Annotated in this window: 15 protein-coding genes; 14 read left to right on the forward strand and 1 reads right to left on the reverse strand. The window is 61.7% G+C overall.

The genetic code is table 11. The features are described 5' to 3' along the window. The first annotated feature begins 5 nt into the window (after positions 1 to 5). From ACIQUB_RS07325 to ACIQUB_RS07335, 3 genes are all read left to right on the forward strand, one after another. Entirely contained in the window at positions 6 to 725 is a 720-nt protein-coding gene (locus tag ACIQUB_RS07325; protein WP_113235794.1) for an ABC transporter ATP-binding protein, read from the forward strand. Beyond that, the gene (locus ACIQUB_RS07330; RefSeq protein WP_113235793.1) at positions 715 to 1,923 is read left to right on the forward strand and encodes an ABC transporter permease; all 1,209 of its coding nucleotides are present in this window, start codon (positions 715 to 717) and stop codon (positions 1,921 to 1,923) included. Before ACIQUB_RS07325 ends, ACIQUB_RS07330 begins: the two co-directional genes overlap by 11 nt. Positions 1,924 to 2,032: 109 nt before the next feature. Further along, positions 2,033 to 2,650 (forward strand): GntR family transcriptional regulator, encoded by a 618-nt coding sequence (locus tag ACIQUB_RS07335; protein ID WP_018899948.1) that lies wholly within the window; start codon positions 2,033 to 2,035, stop codon positions 2,648 to 2,650. 48 nt (positions 2,651 to 2,698) lie between these two features. Here the strand turns inward: ACIQUB_RS07335 and ACIQUB_RS07340 are convergent, their stop codons facing one another. Next, on the reverse strand, positions 2,699 to 3,511 hold the full coding sequence (locus ACIQUB_RS07340; RefSeq protein ID WP_112979677.1) for a ferredoxin--NADP reductase: 813 nt from the start codon (positions 3,509 to 3,511) through the stop codon (positions 2,699 to 2,701). 247 nt (positions 3,512 to 3,758) lie between these two features. On the opposite strand from ACIQUB_RS07340, the gene pcsA reads away from it, so the two are divergent. The 11 genes from pcsA (at position 3,759) to ACIQUB_RS07395 (ending at position 15,717) form a co-directional block, all read left to right on the forward strand. Beyond that, positions 3,759 to 4,487 (forward strand): phosphatidylcholine synthase, encoded by a 729-nt coding sequence (gene pcsA, locus ACIQUB_RS07345; protein WP_113235792.1) that lies wholly within the window; start codon positions 3,759 to 3,761, stop codon positions 4,485 to 4,487. 24 nt (positions 4,488 to 4,511) lie between these two features. Then, on the forward strand, positions 4,512 to 5,495 hold the full coding sequence (locus tag ACIQUB_RS07350; RefSeq protein WP_113235791.1) for a quinone oxidoreductase: 984 nt from the start codon (positions 4,512 to 4,514) through the stop codon (positions 5,493 to 5,495). Positions 5,496 to 5,534: 39 nt separating this feature from the next. Next, entirely contained in the window at positions 5,535 to 7,109 is a 1,575-nt protein-coding gene (locus tag ACIQUB_RS07355) for an ABC transporter ATP-binding protein (RefSeq protein ID WP_113235790.1), read from the forward strand. After that, positions 7,099 to 8,184, forward strand: coding sequence for an ABC transporter permease (locus ACIQUB_RS07360; protein WP_047510346.1), 1,086 nt, complete (start codon positions 7,099 to 7,101; stop codon positions 8,182 to 8,184). The genes ACIQUB_RS07355 and ACIQUB_RS07360 overlap by 11 nt, the downstream gene beginning before the upstream one ends. Then, positions 8,181 to 9,101, forward strand: coding sequence for an ABC transporter permease (locus tag ACIQUB_RS07365; protein WP_113235789.1), 921 nt, complete (start codon positions 8,181 to 8,183; stop codon positions 9,099 to 9,101). The genes ACIQUB_RS07360 and ACIQUB_RS07365 overlap by 4 nt, the downstream gene beginning before the upstream one ends. 45 nt (positions 9,102 to 9,146) lie before the next feature. Continuing rightward, entirely contained in the window at positions 9,147 to 10,220 is a 1,074-nt protein-coding gene (locus tag ACIQUB_RS07370; protein ID WP_113235788.1) for a BMP family ABC transporter substrate-binding protein, read from the forward strand. 146 nt (positions 10,221 to 10,366) lie between these two features. Then, complete coding sequence (gene ytfQ / locus ACIQUB_RS07375; RefSeq protein ID WP_112945640.1) at positions 10,367 to 11,329, forward strand: galactofuranose ABC transporter, galactofuranose-binding protein YtfQ; 963 nt, start codon at positions 10,367 to 10,369, stop codon at positions 11,327 to 11,329. 120 nt (positions 11,330 to 11,449) lie between these two features. Beyond that, positions 11,450 to 12,973, forward strand: a complete 1,524-nt coding sequence (gene ytfR, locus ACIQUB_RS07380; protein WP_113235787.1) for a galactofuranose ABC transporter, ATP-binding protein YtfR — start codon at positions 11,450 to 11,452, stop codon at positions 12,971 to 12,973. Continuing rightward, on the forward strand, positions 12,970 to 13,986 hold the full coding sequence (locus ACIQUB_RS07385; protein ID WP_113235786.1) for an ABC transporter permease: 1,017 nt from the start codon (positions 12,970 to 12,972) through the stop codon (positions 13,984 to 13,986). Before ytfR ends, ACIQUB_RS07385 begins: the two co-directional genes overlap by 4 nt. Further along, positions 13,983 to 14,951 (forward strand): galactofuranose ABC transporter, permease protein YjfF, encoded by a 969-nt coding sequence (gene yjfF, locus ACIQUB_RS07390; protein WP_047510358.1) that lies wholly within the window; start codon positions 13,983 to 13,985, stop codon positions 14,949 to 14,951. Before ACIQUB_RS07385 ends, yjfF begins: the two co-directional genes overlap by 4 nt. After that, positions 14,944 to 15,717 carry a FadR/GntR family transcriptional regulator gene (locus tag ACIQUB_RS07395; RefSeq protein WP_402929091.1) on the forward strand — a complete coding sequence of 258 codons (774 nt, stop codon included), beginning with the start codon at positions 14,944 to 14,946 and terminating at the stop codon, positions 15,715 to 15,717. The genes yjfF and ACIQUB_RS07395 overlap by 8 nt, the downstream gene beginning before the upstream one ends. Positions 15,718 to 15,770: the final 53 nt, after the last annotated feature.

Consider the following 15,770-nt stretch of genomic DNA (forward strand, 5'->3'; position numbering starts at 1 on the left):
GCGCCATGACCACGCCGCCTCTCATCGAGTTCAGCAAGGTGTCGAAGATCTACGGTCGCGGCGAAGCCTCGATCCGTGCGCTCGATCATGTCGATCTCGCCATCCGCGAGCACGAATTCGTCGCGATCATGGGGCCATCGGGCTCCGGCAAATCGACGGCCATGAACATTCTCGGCTGTCTCGATGTCCCAAGCGCCGGCGACTACCTGTTCCAGGGCATCTCGACCACCGGTTTCGACCGCGCGCAATTGACGATGCTGCGCCGTCACATGCTGGGCTTCGTCTTCCAGGGCTTCAACCTCTTGCCGCGCACGTCGGCGGTCGAGAATGTAGAGCTGCCGCTGATCTATCGTGGCATGCCAGCCGCGGAGCGGCATCGTCTGGCGAAGGAAGCCCTTGGCTTGGTCGGCCTTGGCGGCCGTGAACATCACAAGACACAGGAGCTCTCCGGCGGCCAGCAGCAGCGCGTCGCCATCGCACGCGCCATCGTCACGCAGCCATCCCTGCTTCTCGCCGATGAACCGACGGGTAATCTCGACACCAAGACCAGCATCGAAATCATGGACCTGATGACGCGGCTGAACCGCGAGCAGGGCATCACCATCGTCATGGTTACGCACGAGCCTGACATCGCGGCCTATGCGCAGCGGCTGCTGCGCTTTCTCGATGGTAAGCTGGAAGCGGAAACAGCGCATCAGGGAAGGGCGGGTCACCATGTTTCTTGAGACGGTCAAGCTCGCGCTGCGCGCCATCAGCCGCAACATGTTGCGGTCGTTCCTGACGGTTCTCGGTGTCGTCATCGGCGTCGCCGCCGTCATCGCGCTGGTCACGATCGGCAACGGCACCACGGCACAGGTCACGTCCGAGCTGTCGCGTCTCGGCACCAACATGCTGTTTGCCCGCCCCGGCCAGTTCGGTCCCGGCCGCGCAAGCTCCGAGGCACGGCGTTTCACCGTGGCAGATGTCGACGCCATCAGCGAGCAGGTGAGCGGGCTGCGGGCCGTGGCGCCGCTCAACCAGACCACCGCGACTGTCATCTACGGTGGCCAGAGCCACTCGACGACGGTGATGGGCACGACCAACGACTATTTCACGGCACAGGACTGGGACATCGCCTCCGGGCGCACCTTCGACGCCGCCGAAGAGCGCGGCCGCGCGCGCTGCGTTCTTGGCGAGACCGTCCGTTCGCAGCTCTTCGGGTCCGCCGATCCGATCGGCCAGCAAGTGCGCGTCGGCAAGGTCTCTTGCGGCGTCATCGGCGTGTTGGCCAAGCGCGGGCAATCCGGCATGGGTACCGACCAGGACGATGTCGTCATCGTGCCGATCAAGGTCTACCAGCGCCGCATCGGCGGGAAGGCCAATGCCAATGTCTCGATGATCCTGATCTCCGCGCGCGATGGCGTTGCCACATCCAAGGTCCAGTCGGATACGGAGAACCTGCTGCGCGAACGCCGCAAGATCATTCCCGGTCGCGAAGACGATTTCAACGTCAACGACATGACCCAGATCGCAGCCGCCATGACCGGAACGACGACGCTTCTCACCAGCCTGCTTGGTGCGGTGGCCGCGATCAGCCTGCTCGTGGGCGGTATCGGCATCATGAACATCATGCTGGTCTCTGTCACCGAGCGCACGCGCGAAATCGGCATTCGCCTGGCGATCGGGGCGCTGGAGCGGCAGGTGTTGATGCAGTTCCTGGTCGAGGCGGTGGCGCTGTCGATATTCGGTGGCATGAGCGGCATTCTGCTCGGGCTGGGGCTTGGCTTCGGCGCCGTCTCCCTGCTCAAGGTGCCCTTCGTGGTGAGCCCGACGATGATCATCGTCGCCTTCGCCTTTTCCGCTGCGATCGGCATGATCTTCGGCTATTTCCCGGCTAGACGGGCCGCCCAGCTCAATCCGATCGATGCGCTGAGGCACGAGTAAGCCACTGTAAAATAACGGCTCTCCCTTCGGCCTAATATATCATGGCAACCTGCCATTGAATCCGTTAACGCGGGGCTTATGATATATCAGGTCGAATCACGGATCCGCGATGCCGAACTCCTCACAGAGCCATCTTGCCTATCTGGCGCTGGAACATGCCATCGTGACCTTGGCGTTGACGCCTGGTGCGCTCGTCAATGAAAAGCAGCTGATCGATCTCTCCGGACACGGCCGCACGCCGGTGCGCGAGGCGATCCAGAAGTTGGCCTGGCAGGGGTTGATCGTGGTGAAGCCACGCGTCGGCCTGCAGATCGCCGAGATCAAGCCGACCGATCACGCCCATGTCATGCAGGTTCGCCGCGAGCTAGAGCCGATCGCCGCGGCACTCGTTGCCGAACAGGCGACCGATGGGCAGCGCAACCAGTTGGTCGAATGCGCGCGCGCCATGAACGATTGCGCCGTGAGCGGCGATCTCGCGGGATTTTTCGCAGCAGACAAGGCATTTGATGAGATCCTCGAAGAATCCTGTCCCAATGCCTTCATCACCTCGGCGCTCGGCCCGGTGCAGACCCATTCGCGTCGCCTCTGGTATTCGAAGGCGAGCCCGGAGCGCATGGATCGGTCGATCTCGCTGCACGTTGCCGTTATCCGTGCGATCCAGCAGGGCAAGGCGACTGAAGCGCGCAAGGCGATGACGACGCTGATCGATTACCTCGGCCAGAAATGAAAACGGCCCCGTTTCCGGAGCCGTTGTTCTAACCATGTGATGGGGCGATCAGCCGACGAAGGCGCGTTCGATGACGAACTGCGCCGGCTTGCTGTTTGCGCCTTCCTCGAGGCCAGCCTGCTCAAGCAGTTCCTTGGTGTCCTTCAGCATCGCCGAAGATCCGCAAATCATGCCGCGGTCGATTTCGGGATCGAGCTTGGGAACGCCGAGATCGGTGAACAGCTTGCCTGAGGAGATCAGGTCGGTGATGCGGCCGCGGTACTCGAAGTCCTCGCGCGTCACCGTTGCGTAGTGCAGCAGCTTGTCACCGACCACTTCCTGCAGGAGCTCGTCATTCTGGATCTCGTGAACCAGGTCGAAGCCGTATTTCAGCTCGGCTATGTTGCGCGTCGTGTGGGTGAGGATGACCTGGTCGAACTTCTCATAGGTTTCCGGATCGCGGATCAGGCTGGCGAAGGGCGCGATGCCGGTGCCGGTCGAAAACATGTAGAGACGACGGCCAGGCGTCAGTGCGTCGAGCACCAGCGTACCCGTCGGCTTCTTGCGCATCAGCACCTGATCGCCGGGCTTGATCGCCTGCAGATGCGAGGTCAGCGGACCATCGGGAACCTTGATGGAGAAGAATTCGAGTTCTTCGGCCCAGGCGGGGCTGGCGATCGAGTATGCGCGGAAGATCGGCTTGCCCTCGACCATGAGGCCGATCATCGCGAATTCGCCCGAGCGGAAGCGGAAACCTTCAGGACGCGTCATCGTGAAGCGGAACAGGTTGTCCGTGTAATGCGTGACGCTGAGAACGGTTTCGGCGAATACGCCGGCAGGGATTGGGGCTGCGAATTCTTCGGTCTTTGCAGGGGCGTTCATTGCGGTATCGGATCCCGTAGTTCGTCGATCATCAATTCGATGCGAGCGAGATATTACAAATAGGCGGCGGATTAAAGGTATTCCATTCCCTCTGTGGCGAGTTGCATGAAATATGCATGTTATCGTCAGGTTTGGGAAACCCGATGTGCATCATTCGCTTTTGCTCTGGCGAAGCCTGACAAAGGATGCATATTAGGCCGAAATCGCGCCTCGGGGGTGCGGATTGCTTATGGCAACTCGGGGAAACATGAAGATTTTCAATTACAAGCGCGTACCCTACGCGGAAATGCGCGCATTTTCCGTCCATATTTTGACGGCCTCCGGTTCCTTCCTCGCTTTCCTCGGCGTCGTCGCCGCCGCCGAACATCGTTTTGTCGACATGTTCTGGTGGCTGGGGCTGGCGCTTCTGGTCGATGGTATCGATGGGCCGATCGCGCGCAAGGTCAAGGTCAAGGAAGTTTTGCCGAACTGGTCGGGCGATACGCTCGACAACATCATCGATTACGTCACCTACGTCCTGCTGCCGGCCTTTGCGCTCTACCAGAGCGGCATGATCGGCGAGCCATGGTCCTTCGTGGCCGCCGGCATGATCGTCGTGTCGAGCGCCATCTATTATGCGGACATGGGCATGAAGACGGAGGAGTATTTCTTCTCCGGCTTCCCCGTTGTCTGGAACATGATCGTCTTCACGCTGTTCGTCATGGATGCAAGCGCCACGACGGCGCTCGTCGTCGTCACCGTCTCGGTGATCCTGACCTTCCTGCCGATCAACTTCCTGCATCCGGTGCGCGTCCAGCGCCTGCGTCCGCTCAATCTCGGCATCTTCTTCCTGTGGTCGGCGCTCGGCATCTATGCGCTGCTGATGCATTTCGTCGTGCCGCAATGGGCGCTCGTTCTTTTCGTTCTGAGCGGTGTCTATCTGTATTGCATCGGCGCCGTCCTGCAGTTCCTTCCGGCGCTGGGACGTCGTCTATAGGAGAATTGGCATAGGAGAGTTGGAATGACGAAGACGCAGGCTGTCGTGCTGAACGGGACCGGCGGTCCCGAGGTTCTCGATTATGTCGATATCGACCTGCCGCCGCCCGGCGCCGGCGAAGTGCAGATAAGGCACGCCGCGATCGGCCTGAATTTCATCGACGTCTATTTCCGCACCGGCCTCTACAAGGCGCCGCATATGCCTTTCGTTCCGGGCAAGGAAGCAGCGGGAACCGTGACGGCGGTCGGCCCCGGCGTTTCGGATTTCAAGGTCGGCGACCGCGTCGCCTATGCCGGGTCCGATGGCGCCTACAGCATCGAGCGCAACATCGAGACCAGGCATCTGGTCACCGTGCCCGATGGCATAGGGCTCGATACAGCCGCGGCGATGATGCTGAAGGGCATGACGGCGCAGTATCTTTTGAACCGCACCTTCAAGGTCGGCCCTGACACCACGCTGCTCTTCCACGCCGCCGCCGGCGGTGTCGGCCTGATCGCCGGCCAGTGGGCCAAGGCGCTTGGCGCGACCGTCATCGGAACGGTCGGCTCGGACGCCAAGGCCGAGCTGGCACGCGGGCATGGCTACGACCACGTCATCAACTACAACACTGAGGATTTCGTCGCGCGCGTCTCGGAGATCACGGGCGGCAAGGGCGTCGACGTGGTCTACGATTCCATCGGCCGCGATACCTTCCCGCAATCGCTCGACTGCCTGAAGCGTCTCGGCATGTTCGTATCCTTCGGCCAGTCATCCGGGCCGATTGAGGATTTCACCCTGGCGTTGCTGGCGCAGAAGGGCTCGCTCTTTGCGACCCGTCCGACGCTTTTCACCTATATCGCCACCCGTGATGAGCTAACTGATTGTGCAAACGCATTATTTGATGTTGTTTTGAGCAACAAAGTGCGTATCAATGTCAATCAGACCTATCCGTTGCGCGAGGTTGGGCGAGCCCACACGGAACTGGAAGCTAGAAAAACGACCGGAACGACGCTGCTGATCCCAGAATGATCCTGAAGGGGCAGGTCGGCAGTGGGAAATGAGGGGAAAGTGTCGTCATCGACTGTGCCGGCATCAGGCGCGTTATTGTCGGTCCAGAAGCTGACAAAGCTCTTCGGCAGCTTTGCTGCCTGTAACCACATAGACCTCGATATCGCTCCCGGCGAAATCCATGCACTGCTCGGCGAAAACGGCGCGGGAAAATCCACGCTGGTGAAGATGCTGTTCGGCGTCCTGGAACCGAGCGAGGGCGAGATCGTGTGGGAAGGCCGTCCGGTTGCGATCGGCTCGCCCGGAGCCGCCCGCAAGCTCGGCATCGGCATGGTGTTCCAGCATTTCTCGCTGTTCGAAGCTCTCACCGTTGCCGAAAACATTGCGCTCTCGCTCGATGACAGCATCCCGATCGGCAAGATCGCCGAGGAGGCGAGGGCGCTGTCGCAGGCCTATGGCCTGCCGCTCGACCCACACGCCCATGTGGCCGATCTGTCCGTCGGCGAGCGCCAGCGCATCGAGATCGTCCGCGCGCTGTTGCAAAACCCGAAGCTGATCATTCTCGACGAGCCGACCTCGGTGCTGACGCCGCAGGAAGCAGACAAGCTGTTCGAGACGCTGTTCAAGCTGAAGGCCGAGGGCCGCTCGGTGCTTTACATCAGCCACAGGCTAGAGGAGGTGCAGCGCATCTGCGACCGCGCCACCGTGCTGCGTCACGGCAAGGTCACCGGCGCCTGCGTACCGGCGGACGAAACACCGGCCTCGCTTGCGCGCATGATGGTCGGAAACGACGTAGCATCCGTCACGCACCCCGATCGCGGCGCCAAGGGTCCGGTCCAGCTTGCCGTCTCAGGCCTCTCCGTCGCCCCGCGCACGCCCTTCGCCATGCCGCTGAAGGACGTTTCGATGACGGTCTGTTCCGGGCAAATCCTGGCGATCGCAGGCGTTGCCGGAAACGGGCAGGGCGAGTTGTTCGATGCGCTCTCGGGCGAATATCCTGTTTCGACGCCCGAATCCGTCGTCATCCGCAACAAGCCGGTCGGCACCCAAGGGATCACCGCCCGCCGCCTGCTCGGCGCCGGTTTCGTGCCCGAGGAACGCCACGGCCACGCCGCCGTCTCCGCGATGAAGCTCTCCGACAACCTCGTGCTCGCCCGCAGCAAATCCGACCGCAAGGCGTTTCTGTCGGGCGGTTTCCTCAAGATCATCCGCCGTAGCGCCGTCAAGAATGCCACGAAGCGCATCTCCGAGGAAATGGATGTTCGCAAGAGCGGCGAGGATCCGGCAGCCGGCTCGCTCTCGGGCGGCAACCTGCAGAAATTCATCGTCGGCCGCGAGCTCGACCGGCAGCCGGCTGTCCTCGTGGTCAACCAGCCGACCTGGGGCGTGGACGCGGGCGCTGCAAGCCGCATCCGCCAGGCCCTCGTCGATCTCGCGCGCAATGGTTCGGCAGTTGTCGTCATTAGCCAGGATCTGGACGAAATCTTCGAGGTCGCAACCGAGATCGCCGTCATTTCCGAGGGACGCCTGTCGTCGCCATTCCCTGCGGGCGAACTGACGCGCGAGAAGATCGGCCTGCTGATGGGCGGCCTGCATGAAAGCAAGACCGCGCCGGAGACCACGCATGCGCATTGAACTCGAAAAGCGCCCGCAGGCGTCGAAGCTCTACGGTCTCGTCTCGCCGCTGCTGGCGCTGATTTTGACGCTGGTTGCCGGCGCGATCATGTTCGAGATCCTGGGTAAGGACCCGATCGAGGCGCTCGATGCCTTCTTCCTGGAGCCGCTGCTCGAAGTCTGGTCGCTGCACGAGCTGGCGATCAAGGCGGCACCTTTGATCATGATCGCCGTCGGCCTCGCCGTCTGTTATCGCTCGAACAACTGGAACATCGGCGCCGAGGGCCAGTTCACCATGGGCGCGATCACCGGCTCGATTCTGCCCATCCTGTTCACCGAATGGCATTCACCCCTGGTGTTGCCGCTGATGCTGATTATGGGTGCTCTCGGCGGAGCGCTGTTCGCCGGCATCCCGGCACTGCTCAAGGCGCATTTCAACACCAACGAAATCCTGACCAGTCTGATGCTGGTCTATATCGCGCAGCTCTTTCTCGACTGGCTGATCCGCGGCGCCTGGCGCAATCCCGCCGGCTTCAACTTCCCCGAAAGCGTCTCCTTTCCGCCCGAAGCGGTGCTGCCGGCGATCTGGGAGGAATCCGGCCGTGCTCACTGGGCCTTCATTTTCGCCATCATCGCTGCGATCCTCGTCTGGTTCATGCTGAAATACACGCTGAAGGGCTTCGAGATTGTCGTGCTCGGTCAGTCGGAACGGGCAGGGCGCTTTGCCGGTTTCTCGTCGAAGAAGATGATCTGGTTCAGCTTCCTGTTCTCCGGCGCGCTGGCCGGTCTCGCCGGCATCTCGGAAGTCTCGGGCTCGATCGGCCACCTGCAGCCGGCGATCTCGCCCGGCTACGGCTTTACCGCGATCATCGTCGCCTTCCTCGGACGCCTCAACCCGCTCGGCATCATCGCCTCCGGCCTGGTGCTGGCGCTGACCTATCTCGGCGGTGAGGCGGCGCAGCTGTCGATCGGCGTCTCCGACAAGGTTACCCGCGTTTTCCAGGGGCTGCTGTTGTTCTTCGTCCTGTCCTGCGACACGCTGATCGCCTACAAGATCCGCATCGTCTGGTCGCGTGTCCGGGGAGGCGTCGCATGAGCATCTTTGAAGCGATCCTGCTGACAGTCATCACCGCTTCGACACCGCTCGTCATCGCAGCACTCGGCGAACTGGTGACCGAACGCTCCGGCGTGCTGAACCTCGGCGTCGAGGGAATGATGATCATGGGCGCCGTGGCGGCGTTTGCCGGTGCGCAGATGTCGGGCTCGCCCTATATCGGGCTCATCGCCGGCATCGCCATGGGCGCCATCTTCTCGCTGCTCTTCGCCTTCCTCACGCTGACGCTCGTTGCGAACCAGGTGGCGACGGGTCTCGCGCTCACCATTCTCGGCCTCGGCCTGTCGGGCATGCTCGGCGAGGGCTATGTCAGCGTGCCCGGCGTGCGGCTCGCGCCGATCGTCGTGCCCTATCTCTCCGACCTTCCCTTCGTCGGCTCGGTGCTGTTCAAGCAGGACCTGACCTTCTACCTGTCGTTGGCGCTGCTCTTCGGCGTCAGCTGGTTCCTCTTCCGCAGCCGTGCCGGCCTGAAGCTGCGCGCCATCGGCGACAGCCACGGCTCGGCGCATGCGCTCGGCATCAGCGTCATCCGCACCCGCTATCTCGCCGTAATGTTCGGCGGCGCCTGCGCCGGGCTTGCCGGTGCGCAGTTGTCGCTCGTCTATACGCCGCAATGGGTGGAGAACATGTCATCAGGTCGCGGCTGGATCACGCTGGCGCTGGTGGTCTTCGCATCGTGGCGTCCGTGGCGCGTCTTCGCCGGCGGTTATCTGTTCGGTGCCGTCACGATCCTGCAGCTGCATGCACAGGCTTTCGGCATCGGCATTCCGGCGCAGTTCCTGTCGATGTTGCCCTATGCGGCGACTATTGTGGTTCTCGTCATCATTTCTCATAATCGGCGCACGACGCTGATCAACACGCCGGCGTCCCTGGGAAAACCATTCGTCCCGGAACGATAGAACAAGAACAAACGAACTCAGAAATTCCAAACCACAGGGGTTATCATGAAAAGACTAGCATTCGCATTTGCCGCTTCGGCAGCTGCCATTCTGAGCGTCGGCTCCTCCGCACAGGCCGCCGACAAGACCAAGGTCTGCTTCGTCTACGTCGGCTCGCATACCGACGGCGGCTACTCGCAGGCGCACGACCTCGGCCGCCAGCAGATCCAGAAGGAGTTCGGCGAGAAGATCGACACGCCTTATCTCGAAAACGTTCCTGAAGGCCCCGATGCCGAGCGCGCCATCGAGCGTCTCGCCCGCTCCGGCTGCAAGCTGATCTTCACGACGTCGTTCGGCTTCATGGACGCCACCGTCAAGGTCGCCGCCAAGTTCCCGGATGTGAAGTTCGAGCACGGCACCGGCTACAAGTCCGGCCCGAACCTGGCCACCTACAACTCGCGCTTCTACGAAGGCCGCTACATCCTCGGCCAGATCGCCGCGAAGACCTCGAAGAACCACGGCGCCGCCTACATCGCCTCCTTCCCGATCCCGGAAGTGGTCATGGGCATCAACTCCTTCGAGCAGGGCGCGAAGTCGATCGATCCTGATTTCAAGCTCAAGGTCATCTGGGTTAACACCTGGTTCGACCCGGGCAAGGAAGCCGATGCCGCCAAGGCCATGGTCGACCAGGGCGTCGACGTCTTGACTCAGCACACCGACACGACGGCTCCGATGCAGGTTGCCGAAGAGCGCGGCATCCACGCATTCGGCCAGGCTTCCGACATGATCGCGGCCGGCCCGAAGGCACAGCTGACGGCCATCGTCGACACCTGGGGTAACTACTACTCCAAGCGCGTTCACGCGCTGCTCGACGGCACCTGGAAGTCCGAGCAGAGCTGGGACGGCCTGAAGGACGGTATCCTCAAGATGGCCGACTACACCAACATGCCTGACGACGTGAAGAAGATGGCGCAGGATACCGAAGCCAAGATCAAGTCGGGCGAGATTCACCCCTTCACCGGCCCGATCAACAAGCAGGACGGTACCCCGTGGCTGAAGGCCGGCGAGAAGGCTGACGACGCCACGCTGCTCGGCATGAACTTCTACGTCGAAGGCGTGGACGACAAGCTGCCGAAGTGAGCATTTCTCACTGTTAGCACGTGCGAAAGGGCGCTCGTTTCGGGCGCCCTTTTTTGCTGCATTGCATACCAGAAAGTGCATTTACAAAAGTAATACTATATGATTTTCCTAGTGCGTGCCGCGGGAGGCGGCTTTTGGAGGAAATCATGAAATTCAAGACAGCACTCATGAGTGCCACGGTTTTTGCTGCCTGCATGTTCGGCTCGGCACAGGCCGCCGAACTGGTTGTCGGCTTCTCGCAGATCGGCTCGGAATCGGGCTGGCGCGCTGCTGAGACGACCGTCACCAAGGAAGAGGCCAAGAAGCGCGGCATCGACCTGAAGTTCGCCGACGCCCAGCAGAAGCAGGAAAACCAGATCAAGGCGATCCGCTCCTTCATCGCCCAGGGCGTCAACGCCATCCTGCTTGCTCCTGTCGTCGAAACCGGCTGGGACGCGGTTCTGAAGGAAGCGAAGGAAGCCAACATCCCGGTCATCCTGCTCGACCGCACGATCAAGGCGCCTGAGGATCTCTACCTGACGGCAGTGACCTCCGACCAGGTGCATGAAGGCAAGGTTGCCGGCGACTGGCTGGTCAAGACCGTTGCCGACAAGAAGTGCAACATCGTCGAGCTCCAGGGCACCACCGGCTCCTCGCCGGCCATCGCCCGCAAGAAGGGCTTCGAGGAAGCAATTGCCGGCAAGTCGAACTTCAAGATCGTTCGCAGCCAGACCGGCGACTTTACCCGCACCAAGGGCAAGGAAGTCATGGAAAGCTTCCTGAAGGCCGAGAACGGCGGCAAGGACATCTGCGCTCTCTACGCCCATAACGACGACATGGCTGTCGGCGGTATCCAGGCGATCAAGGAAGCCGGCCTGAAGCCGGGCAAGGACATCCTCGTCGTCTCGATCGACTCGGTTCCGGATATCTTCAAGGCCATGGAAGCCGGCGAAGCCAACGCGACCGTCGAGCTGACGCCGAACATGGCAGGCCCGGCATTCGACGCGCTCGACGCCTACCTCAAGGATAAGAAGGCTCCGGCTAAGTGGATCCAGACTGAATCGAAGCTCTACACGCAGGCTGACGATCCGAAGAAGGTCTACGAGTCCAAGAAGGGCCTCGGCTACTGATCTGACACATGAACCGCACCGGTCCGTCATGGACCGGTGCGGAACTGCCGCGAACGCTGCCAGACATCATGTCGGGTTGCTATCAGGCCATGTCGGTCAATATCAGGAAAAGCCCACTTGATGATTCACAATTTCGAGAACGTCCTTGCCGCCTCAGGCATATCGAAATTCTTCCCCGGAGCCGTCGCTCTCGACAAGGTCGATTTCACCCTTCGCAAGGGCGAAGTGCACGCTCTGCTGGGTGAAAACGGCGCCGGAAAATCGACGCTGATCAAGTGCATCACCGGTGCTTATCTCCGCGACGAAGGCAGCCTCACGCTTGATGGCGCCGAGATCGATCCGGCTGATACCCTTGCTGCGCAACGGCTTGGCATCGGCACCGTGTATCAGGAGGTCAATCTCCTCTCCAATTTGAGCGTTGCCGAAAACCTCTTTCTCGGACGCCAGCCGAAGCGCTTCGGCATGATCGACGTTTCCACCATGAACCGCCAGGCGCGCGAGTTGCTGCGACAATATGGCATGGAGATAGACGTCACTGCGCAGCTCGATCGCTTCTCCGTCGCCGTCCAGCAGGTCGTGGCCATCGCCCGCGCCGTCGATCTCTCCGGCAAGGTGTTGATCCTCGACGAGCCGACGGCAAGTCTCGACGCGCAGGAAGTGGCGATGCTCTTCGGCATCCTGCGCGATCTGAAGAAACGCGGCCTGGGCATCGTCTTCATCACGCACTTCCTCGAGCAAGTCTACGACATCAGCGACCGCATCACGGTGCTGCGCAACGGCAAGCTGGTCGGCACACGCGAGAAGGCCGAACTGCCGCGCCAGGGCCTGATCTCGATGATGCTCGGCCACGAGTTGGCGCATGCAGAAGCCGCCGTGAAGGAGCGCAGCGTCGCCGCCGGCCCGGTGAAATACAGCTTCGAGGGATATGGCAAACGCGGCAAGGTGAAGCCGTTTGACCTGAACGTGCGCGTCGGCGAGGTCGTCGGAGTCGCCGGGCTGCTTGGCTCCGGGCGCACGGAAACGGCAGAGCTTCTCTTCGGCATCGAGAATGCCGATAGCGGCACGGCCAAGATCGACGGCAAGCCGGTGGCGCTCTCCAACCCGCGCGCCGCGATCCGCGCCGGTTTCGGCTTCTGCCCGGAGGATCGCAAGACCGATGGCATCATCGGCGATCTCTCGATCCGCGAGAACATCGCGCTGGCGCTGCAGGCGCGCCGTGGATGGGCGCGGCCGCTGTCGCGGGGCGAGCAGAACACGCTCGCCGACCAGTACATCAAGGCGCTCGATATCCGCACCACGGACCGCGAAAAGCCGATCCGTCTGCTGTCAGGCGGCAACCAGCAGAAGGCGATCCTCGCTCGCTGGCTGGCCACCAATCCCGATTTCCTGATCCTCGACGAGCCGACCCGCGGCATCGATGTCGGCGCCCATGCCGAGATCATAAAGCTGATCGAGGAGCTCTGCGAACGGGGCATGTCGCTTATTGTTATTTCTTCGGAATTAGAAGAGCTTATCGCCTACAGTTCACGTATTTTGGTATTGCGGGACCGCGAGCATGTGGCGGAGTTAACGGGTGAGAACGTCAGCACGTCGCGCATCGTCCAGGCAATCGCCGCCGTGCAGAAAAAGACGGAGGACGCATGACGTCGTCACAGAAGGCGCTGCTCATTCGCCTGGCACCGCAATTGATCGCGCTTGCAGTCATATTGCTGTTGAACTTCATAATGTTTCCGCAGTTTTTTAATGTCACAATTCAAAATGGCCGGCTCTACGGCAGCTTGATCGACGTCTTGAACCGCGGCGCTCCCGTAGCGCTGCTTGCGATCGGCATGACGCTGGTTATCGCCACCAAGGGCATCGACCTCTCCGTCGGCGCGGTCATCGCCATTTGCGGCGCCGTCGCCGCGTCGTCGATCGTCTCGGGCAACTCGCTCGCCTGGACGCTAGTGCTGACGCTTCTGATCGGTCTCGCATGCGGCGTCTGGAACGGCTTCCTCGTGGCGGTCCTCAACATCCAGCCGATCATCGCGACGCTGGTGCTGATGGTTGCCGGTCGCGGCATCGCGCAGCTGATCACCGAGGGCGTGATCATGACCTTCAACGATGACGGTCTGATCTTCTTCGGCAGCGGCTCCTTCGCCTTCATGCCGATGCCCGTCGTCATCTGGCTGGTGGTCGGCGTTCTGGTCACGCTGCTTGTCCGCCGCACCGCGCTTGGCATGCTCGTCGAGGCAACCGGCATCAATCGCCGCGCAAGCACGCTCTCTGGCGTCCGCACGCCGGTGCTTCTGATGGCCGTCTACATGCTGAGCGGGCTGTGCGCGGCGATCGCCGGCATCATCGTCGCCGCCGACATCAAGGGCGCCGACGCCAACAATGCCGGCCTCTGGCTCGAGCTCGACGCGATCCTCGCGGTCGTTGTCGGTGGCAATTCGCTGCTCGGCGGGCGCTTCAGCATCGTCGGCTCGCTGATCGGCGCAATGATCATCCAGGCGGTCAACACCGGCATCCTGCTCTCGGGCTTCCCGCCGGAGTTCAACCTGATCATCAAGGCGGTGATCGTTCTCGTGATCCTGGTGATCCAGTCGCCGGCCGTGCAATCGGCAGCCGTCTTCGTGGGGCGTCGCTCCAGCCCGAGAGGGGAACTGCAGAAATGAATTCGAAATACCTGCCGCTGCTTGCGACAATCGTGATCTTCATCCTCTCCTACGCCGTCTGCGCCATGCAGTATCCGAGCATGCTGTCGACGCGCGTGGTCGGCAACCTCCTGACCGACAACGCCTTCCTCGGGATCGCCGCCGTCGGCATGACCTTTGTGATCATCTCGGGTGGTATCGATCTCTCGATCGGCTCGGTCATTGCGTTCACCGGCGTGTTCCTCGCCGTCATCCTCCAGAACACCAGCATCCATCCGCTGGTCGCCTTCGCGCTGGTGCTCGTCATCACCACTGCTTTCGGGGCGGCGATGGGCGCCGTGATCCACTATCTGCAGATGCCGGCCTTCATCGTCACGCTCGCCGGCATGTTCCTGGCACGCGGCATGGCCTTCGTGCTCTCCATCGACAGCATCCCGATCGGCCACGATTATTACAACACGCTGTCAGGCCTTTATTACAAGCTGCCGGGCGGCGGCCGACTCACTTTGATCGGCGCCGTGATGCTCCTGGTCTTCGCCGTCGGCATCTTCATTGCCCACCGCACCCGCTTCGGTACCAACGTTTACGCGCTTGGCGGCGGGGCGCACACGGCGCAGTTGATGGGTGTGCCGGTTGGTCGCACCACAATTCAGATTTATGCGCTTTCTGGCTTCCTTGCCGGCCTGTCCGGAATCGTTTTTTCCCTCTATACGTCCGCCGGCTACTCGTTGGCGGCTGTCGGTGTCGAGCTCGATGCCATCGCGGCGGTTGTCATTGGGGGCACTTTGCTGACGGGTGGAGCGGGATTTGTAGCAGGGACCTTTATCGGGCTCCTGATACAGGGTTTGATTCAGACCTACATCACCTTCGATGGAACACTCTCCAGTTGGTGGACGAAGATACTGATCGGCCTGCTGCTTTTTGCATTCATCCTGATGCAGAAGGCCATCCTGTTCCTCTCGAGTTTGAACAAGAGGTATGCCTGACGGGGGTCGTGGCTTGCGCAATAGAATTCTGGACACCGGGAAGACACAACGGCGATCTCGCACCAGCCACGCACAGGTGGTGGACGAACTCGGCCGCTCCATCGTCGCCGGAACCTATCCCGTCGGGAGCATTCTCCCCGGCGATATCGACCTCGCGCAGCGCTTCAAGGTGTCCCGCACGGTTCTTCGCGAAACGATGAAGACGCTGGCCGCCAAGGGCATGATCGTCGCCAAGGCGCGCGTCGGCACCCGCGTCACCGAGAAGAGCCAGTGGAACATGTTCGACAGCGAGGTGATCGCCTGGCACTTCGATGACGACGTGACCGAGGAATTCCTGCTGCAGCTTTACGATATCCGCCTAGCCGTCGAACCCTTCGCGGCCGGCCTGGCGGCCGAACGGGCAACGCCTGAGGAGATCGCGCTTTTGACCGATCTCGCCAAGGAGATGGCGGCGCCCGATCATACGACCGAGAGCCTGGCGATGGCCGATCTCGAGTTCCACCTTGCCGTCGCCGATGCCGCGCACAATCCTTTCATGCACACGCTCGGGAGCCTGATCGAGGCCGCACTCGTCGGCATGTTCCGCATCAGCACGCCGCCGTCGCAGAACGGCTTCTCGAACATCGCCGAAACGCATATGCGCATCGTCAAGGCGATAGCGGCGGGCGATGTGCCGGCGGCCCGTTCAGCGATGGAGGCGGTCATCGTCGAGGGCCGCGATCACGTCCACGACGCCTATGCCGGAATGACCAGGGTATCGGCCTAATCCTTTTTTGATCTTTGTTCCGTTATCGAGTTGCTGCTATGAGGCGGCAACGC

The organism is Rhizobium sp. NPDC090275 (assembly GCF_044772225.1).
GTDB lineage: Bacteria > Pseudomonadota > Alphaproteobacteria > Rhizobiales > Rhizobiaceae > Rhizobium.

What these genes read in the sequence shown, in the direction of transcription:
- ACIQUB_RS07365 (WP_113235789.1), top strand. Translation starts at nt 8,181, where the DNA reads ATGAGCATCTTTGAAGCGATCCTGCTGACAGTCATCACCGCTTCGACA.
- ACIQUB_RS07395 (WP_402929091.1), top strand. Translation starts at nt 14,944, where the DNA reads ATGCCTGACGGGGGTCGTGGCTTGCGCAATAGAATTCTGGACACCGGG.
- ACIQUB_RS07370 (WP_113235788.1), top strand. Translation starts at nt 9,147, where the DNA reads ATGAAAAGACTAGCATTCGCATTTGCCGCTTCGGCAGCTGCCATTCTG.
- yjfF (WP_047510358.1), top strand. Translation starts at nt 13,983, where the DNA reads ATGAATTCGAAATACCTGCCGCTGCTTGCGACAATCGTGATCTTCATC.
- ytfQ (WP_112945640.1), top strand. Translation starts at nt 10,367, where the DNA reads ATGAAATTCAAGACAGCACTCATGAGTGCCACGGTTTTTGCTGCCTGC.
- ACIQUB_RS07340 (WP_112979677.1), bottom strand. Translation starts at nt 3,511, where the DNA reads ATGAACGCCCCTGCAAAGACCGAAGAATTCGCAGCCCCAATCCCTGCC.
- ACIQUB_RS07360 (WP_047510346.1), top strand. Translation starts at nt 7,099, where the DNA reads ATGCGCATTGAACTCGAAAAGCGCCCGCAGGCGTCGAAGCTCTACGGT.
- ACIQUB_RS07335 (WP_018899948.1), top strand. Translation starts at nt 2,033, where the DNA reads ATGCCGAACTCCTCACAGAGCCATCTTGCCTATCTGGCGCTGGAACAT.
- ACIQUB_RS07330 (WP_113235793.1), top strand. Translation starts at nt 715, where the DNA reads ATGTTTCTTGAGACGGTCAAGCTCGCGCTGCGCGCCATCAGCCGCAAC.
- ACIQUB_RS07350 (WP_113235791.1), top strand. Translation starts at nt 4,512, where the DNA reads ATGACGAAGACGCAGGCTGTCGTGCTGAACGGGACCGGCGGTCCCGAG.
- ytfR (WP_113235787.1), top strand. Translation starts at nt 11,450, where the DNA reads ATGATTCACAATTTCGAGAACGTCCTTGCCGCCTCAGGCATATCGAAA.
- pcsA (WP_113235792.1), top strand. Translation starts at nt 3,759, where the DNA reads ATGAAGATTTTCAATTACAAGCGCGTACCCTACGCGGAAATGCGCGCA.
- ACIQUB_RS07385 (WP_113235786.1), top strand. Translation starts at nt 12,970, where the DNA reads ATGACGTCGTCACAGAAGGCGCTGCTCATTCGCCTGGCACCGCAATTG.
- ACIQUB_RS07325 (WP_113235794.1), top strand. Translation starts at nt 6, where the DNA reads ATGACCACGCCGCCTCTCATCGAGTTCAGCAAGGTGTCGAAGATCTAC.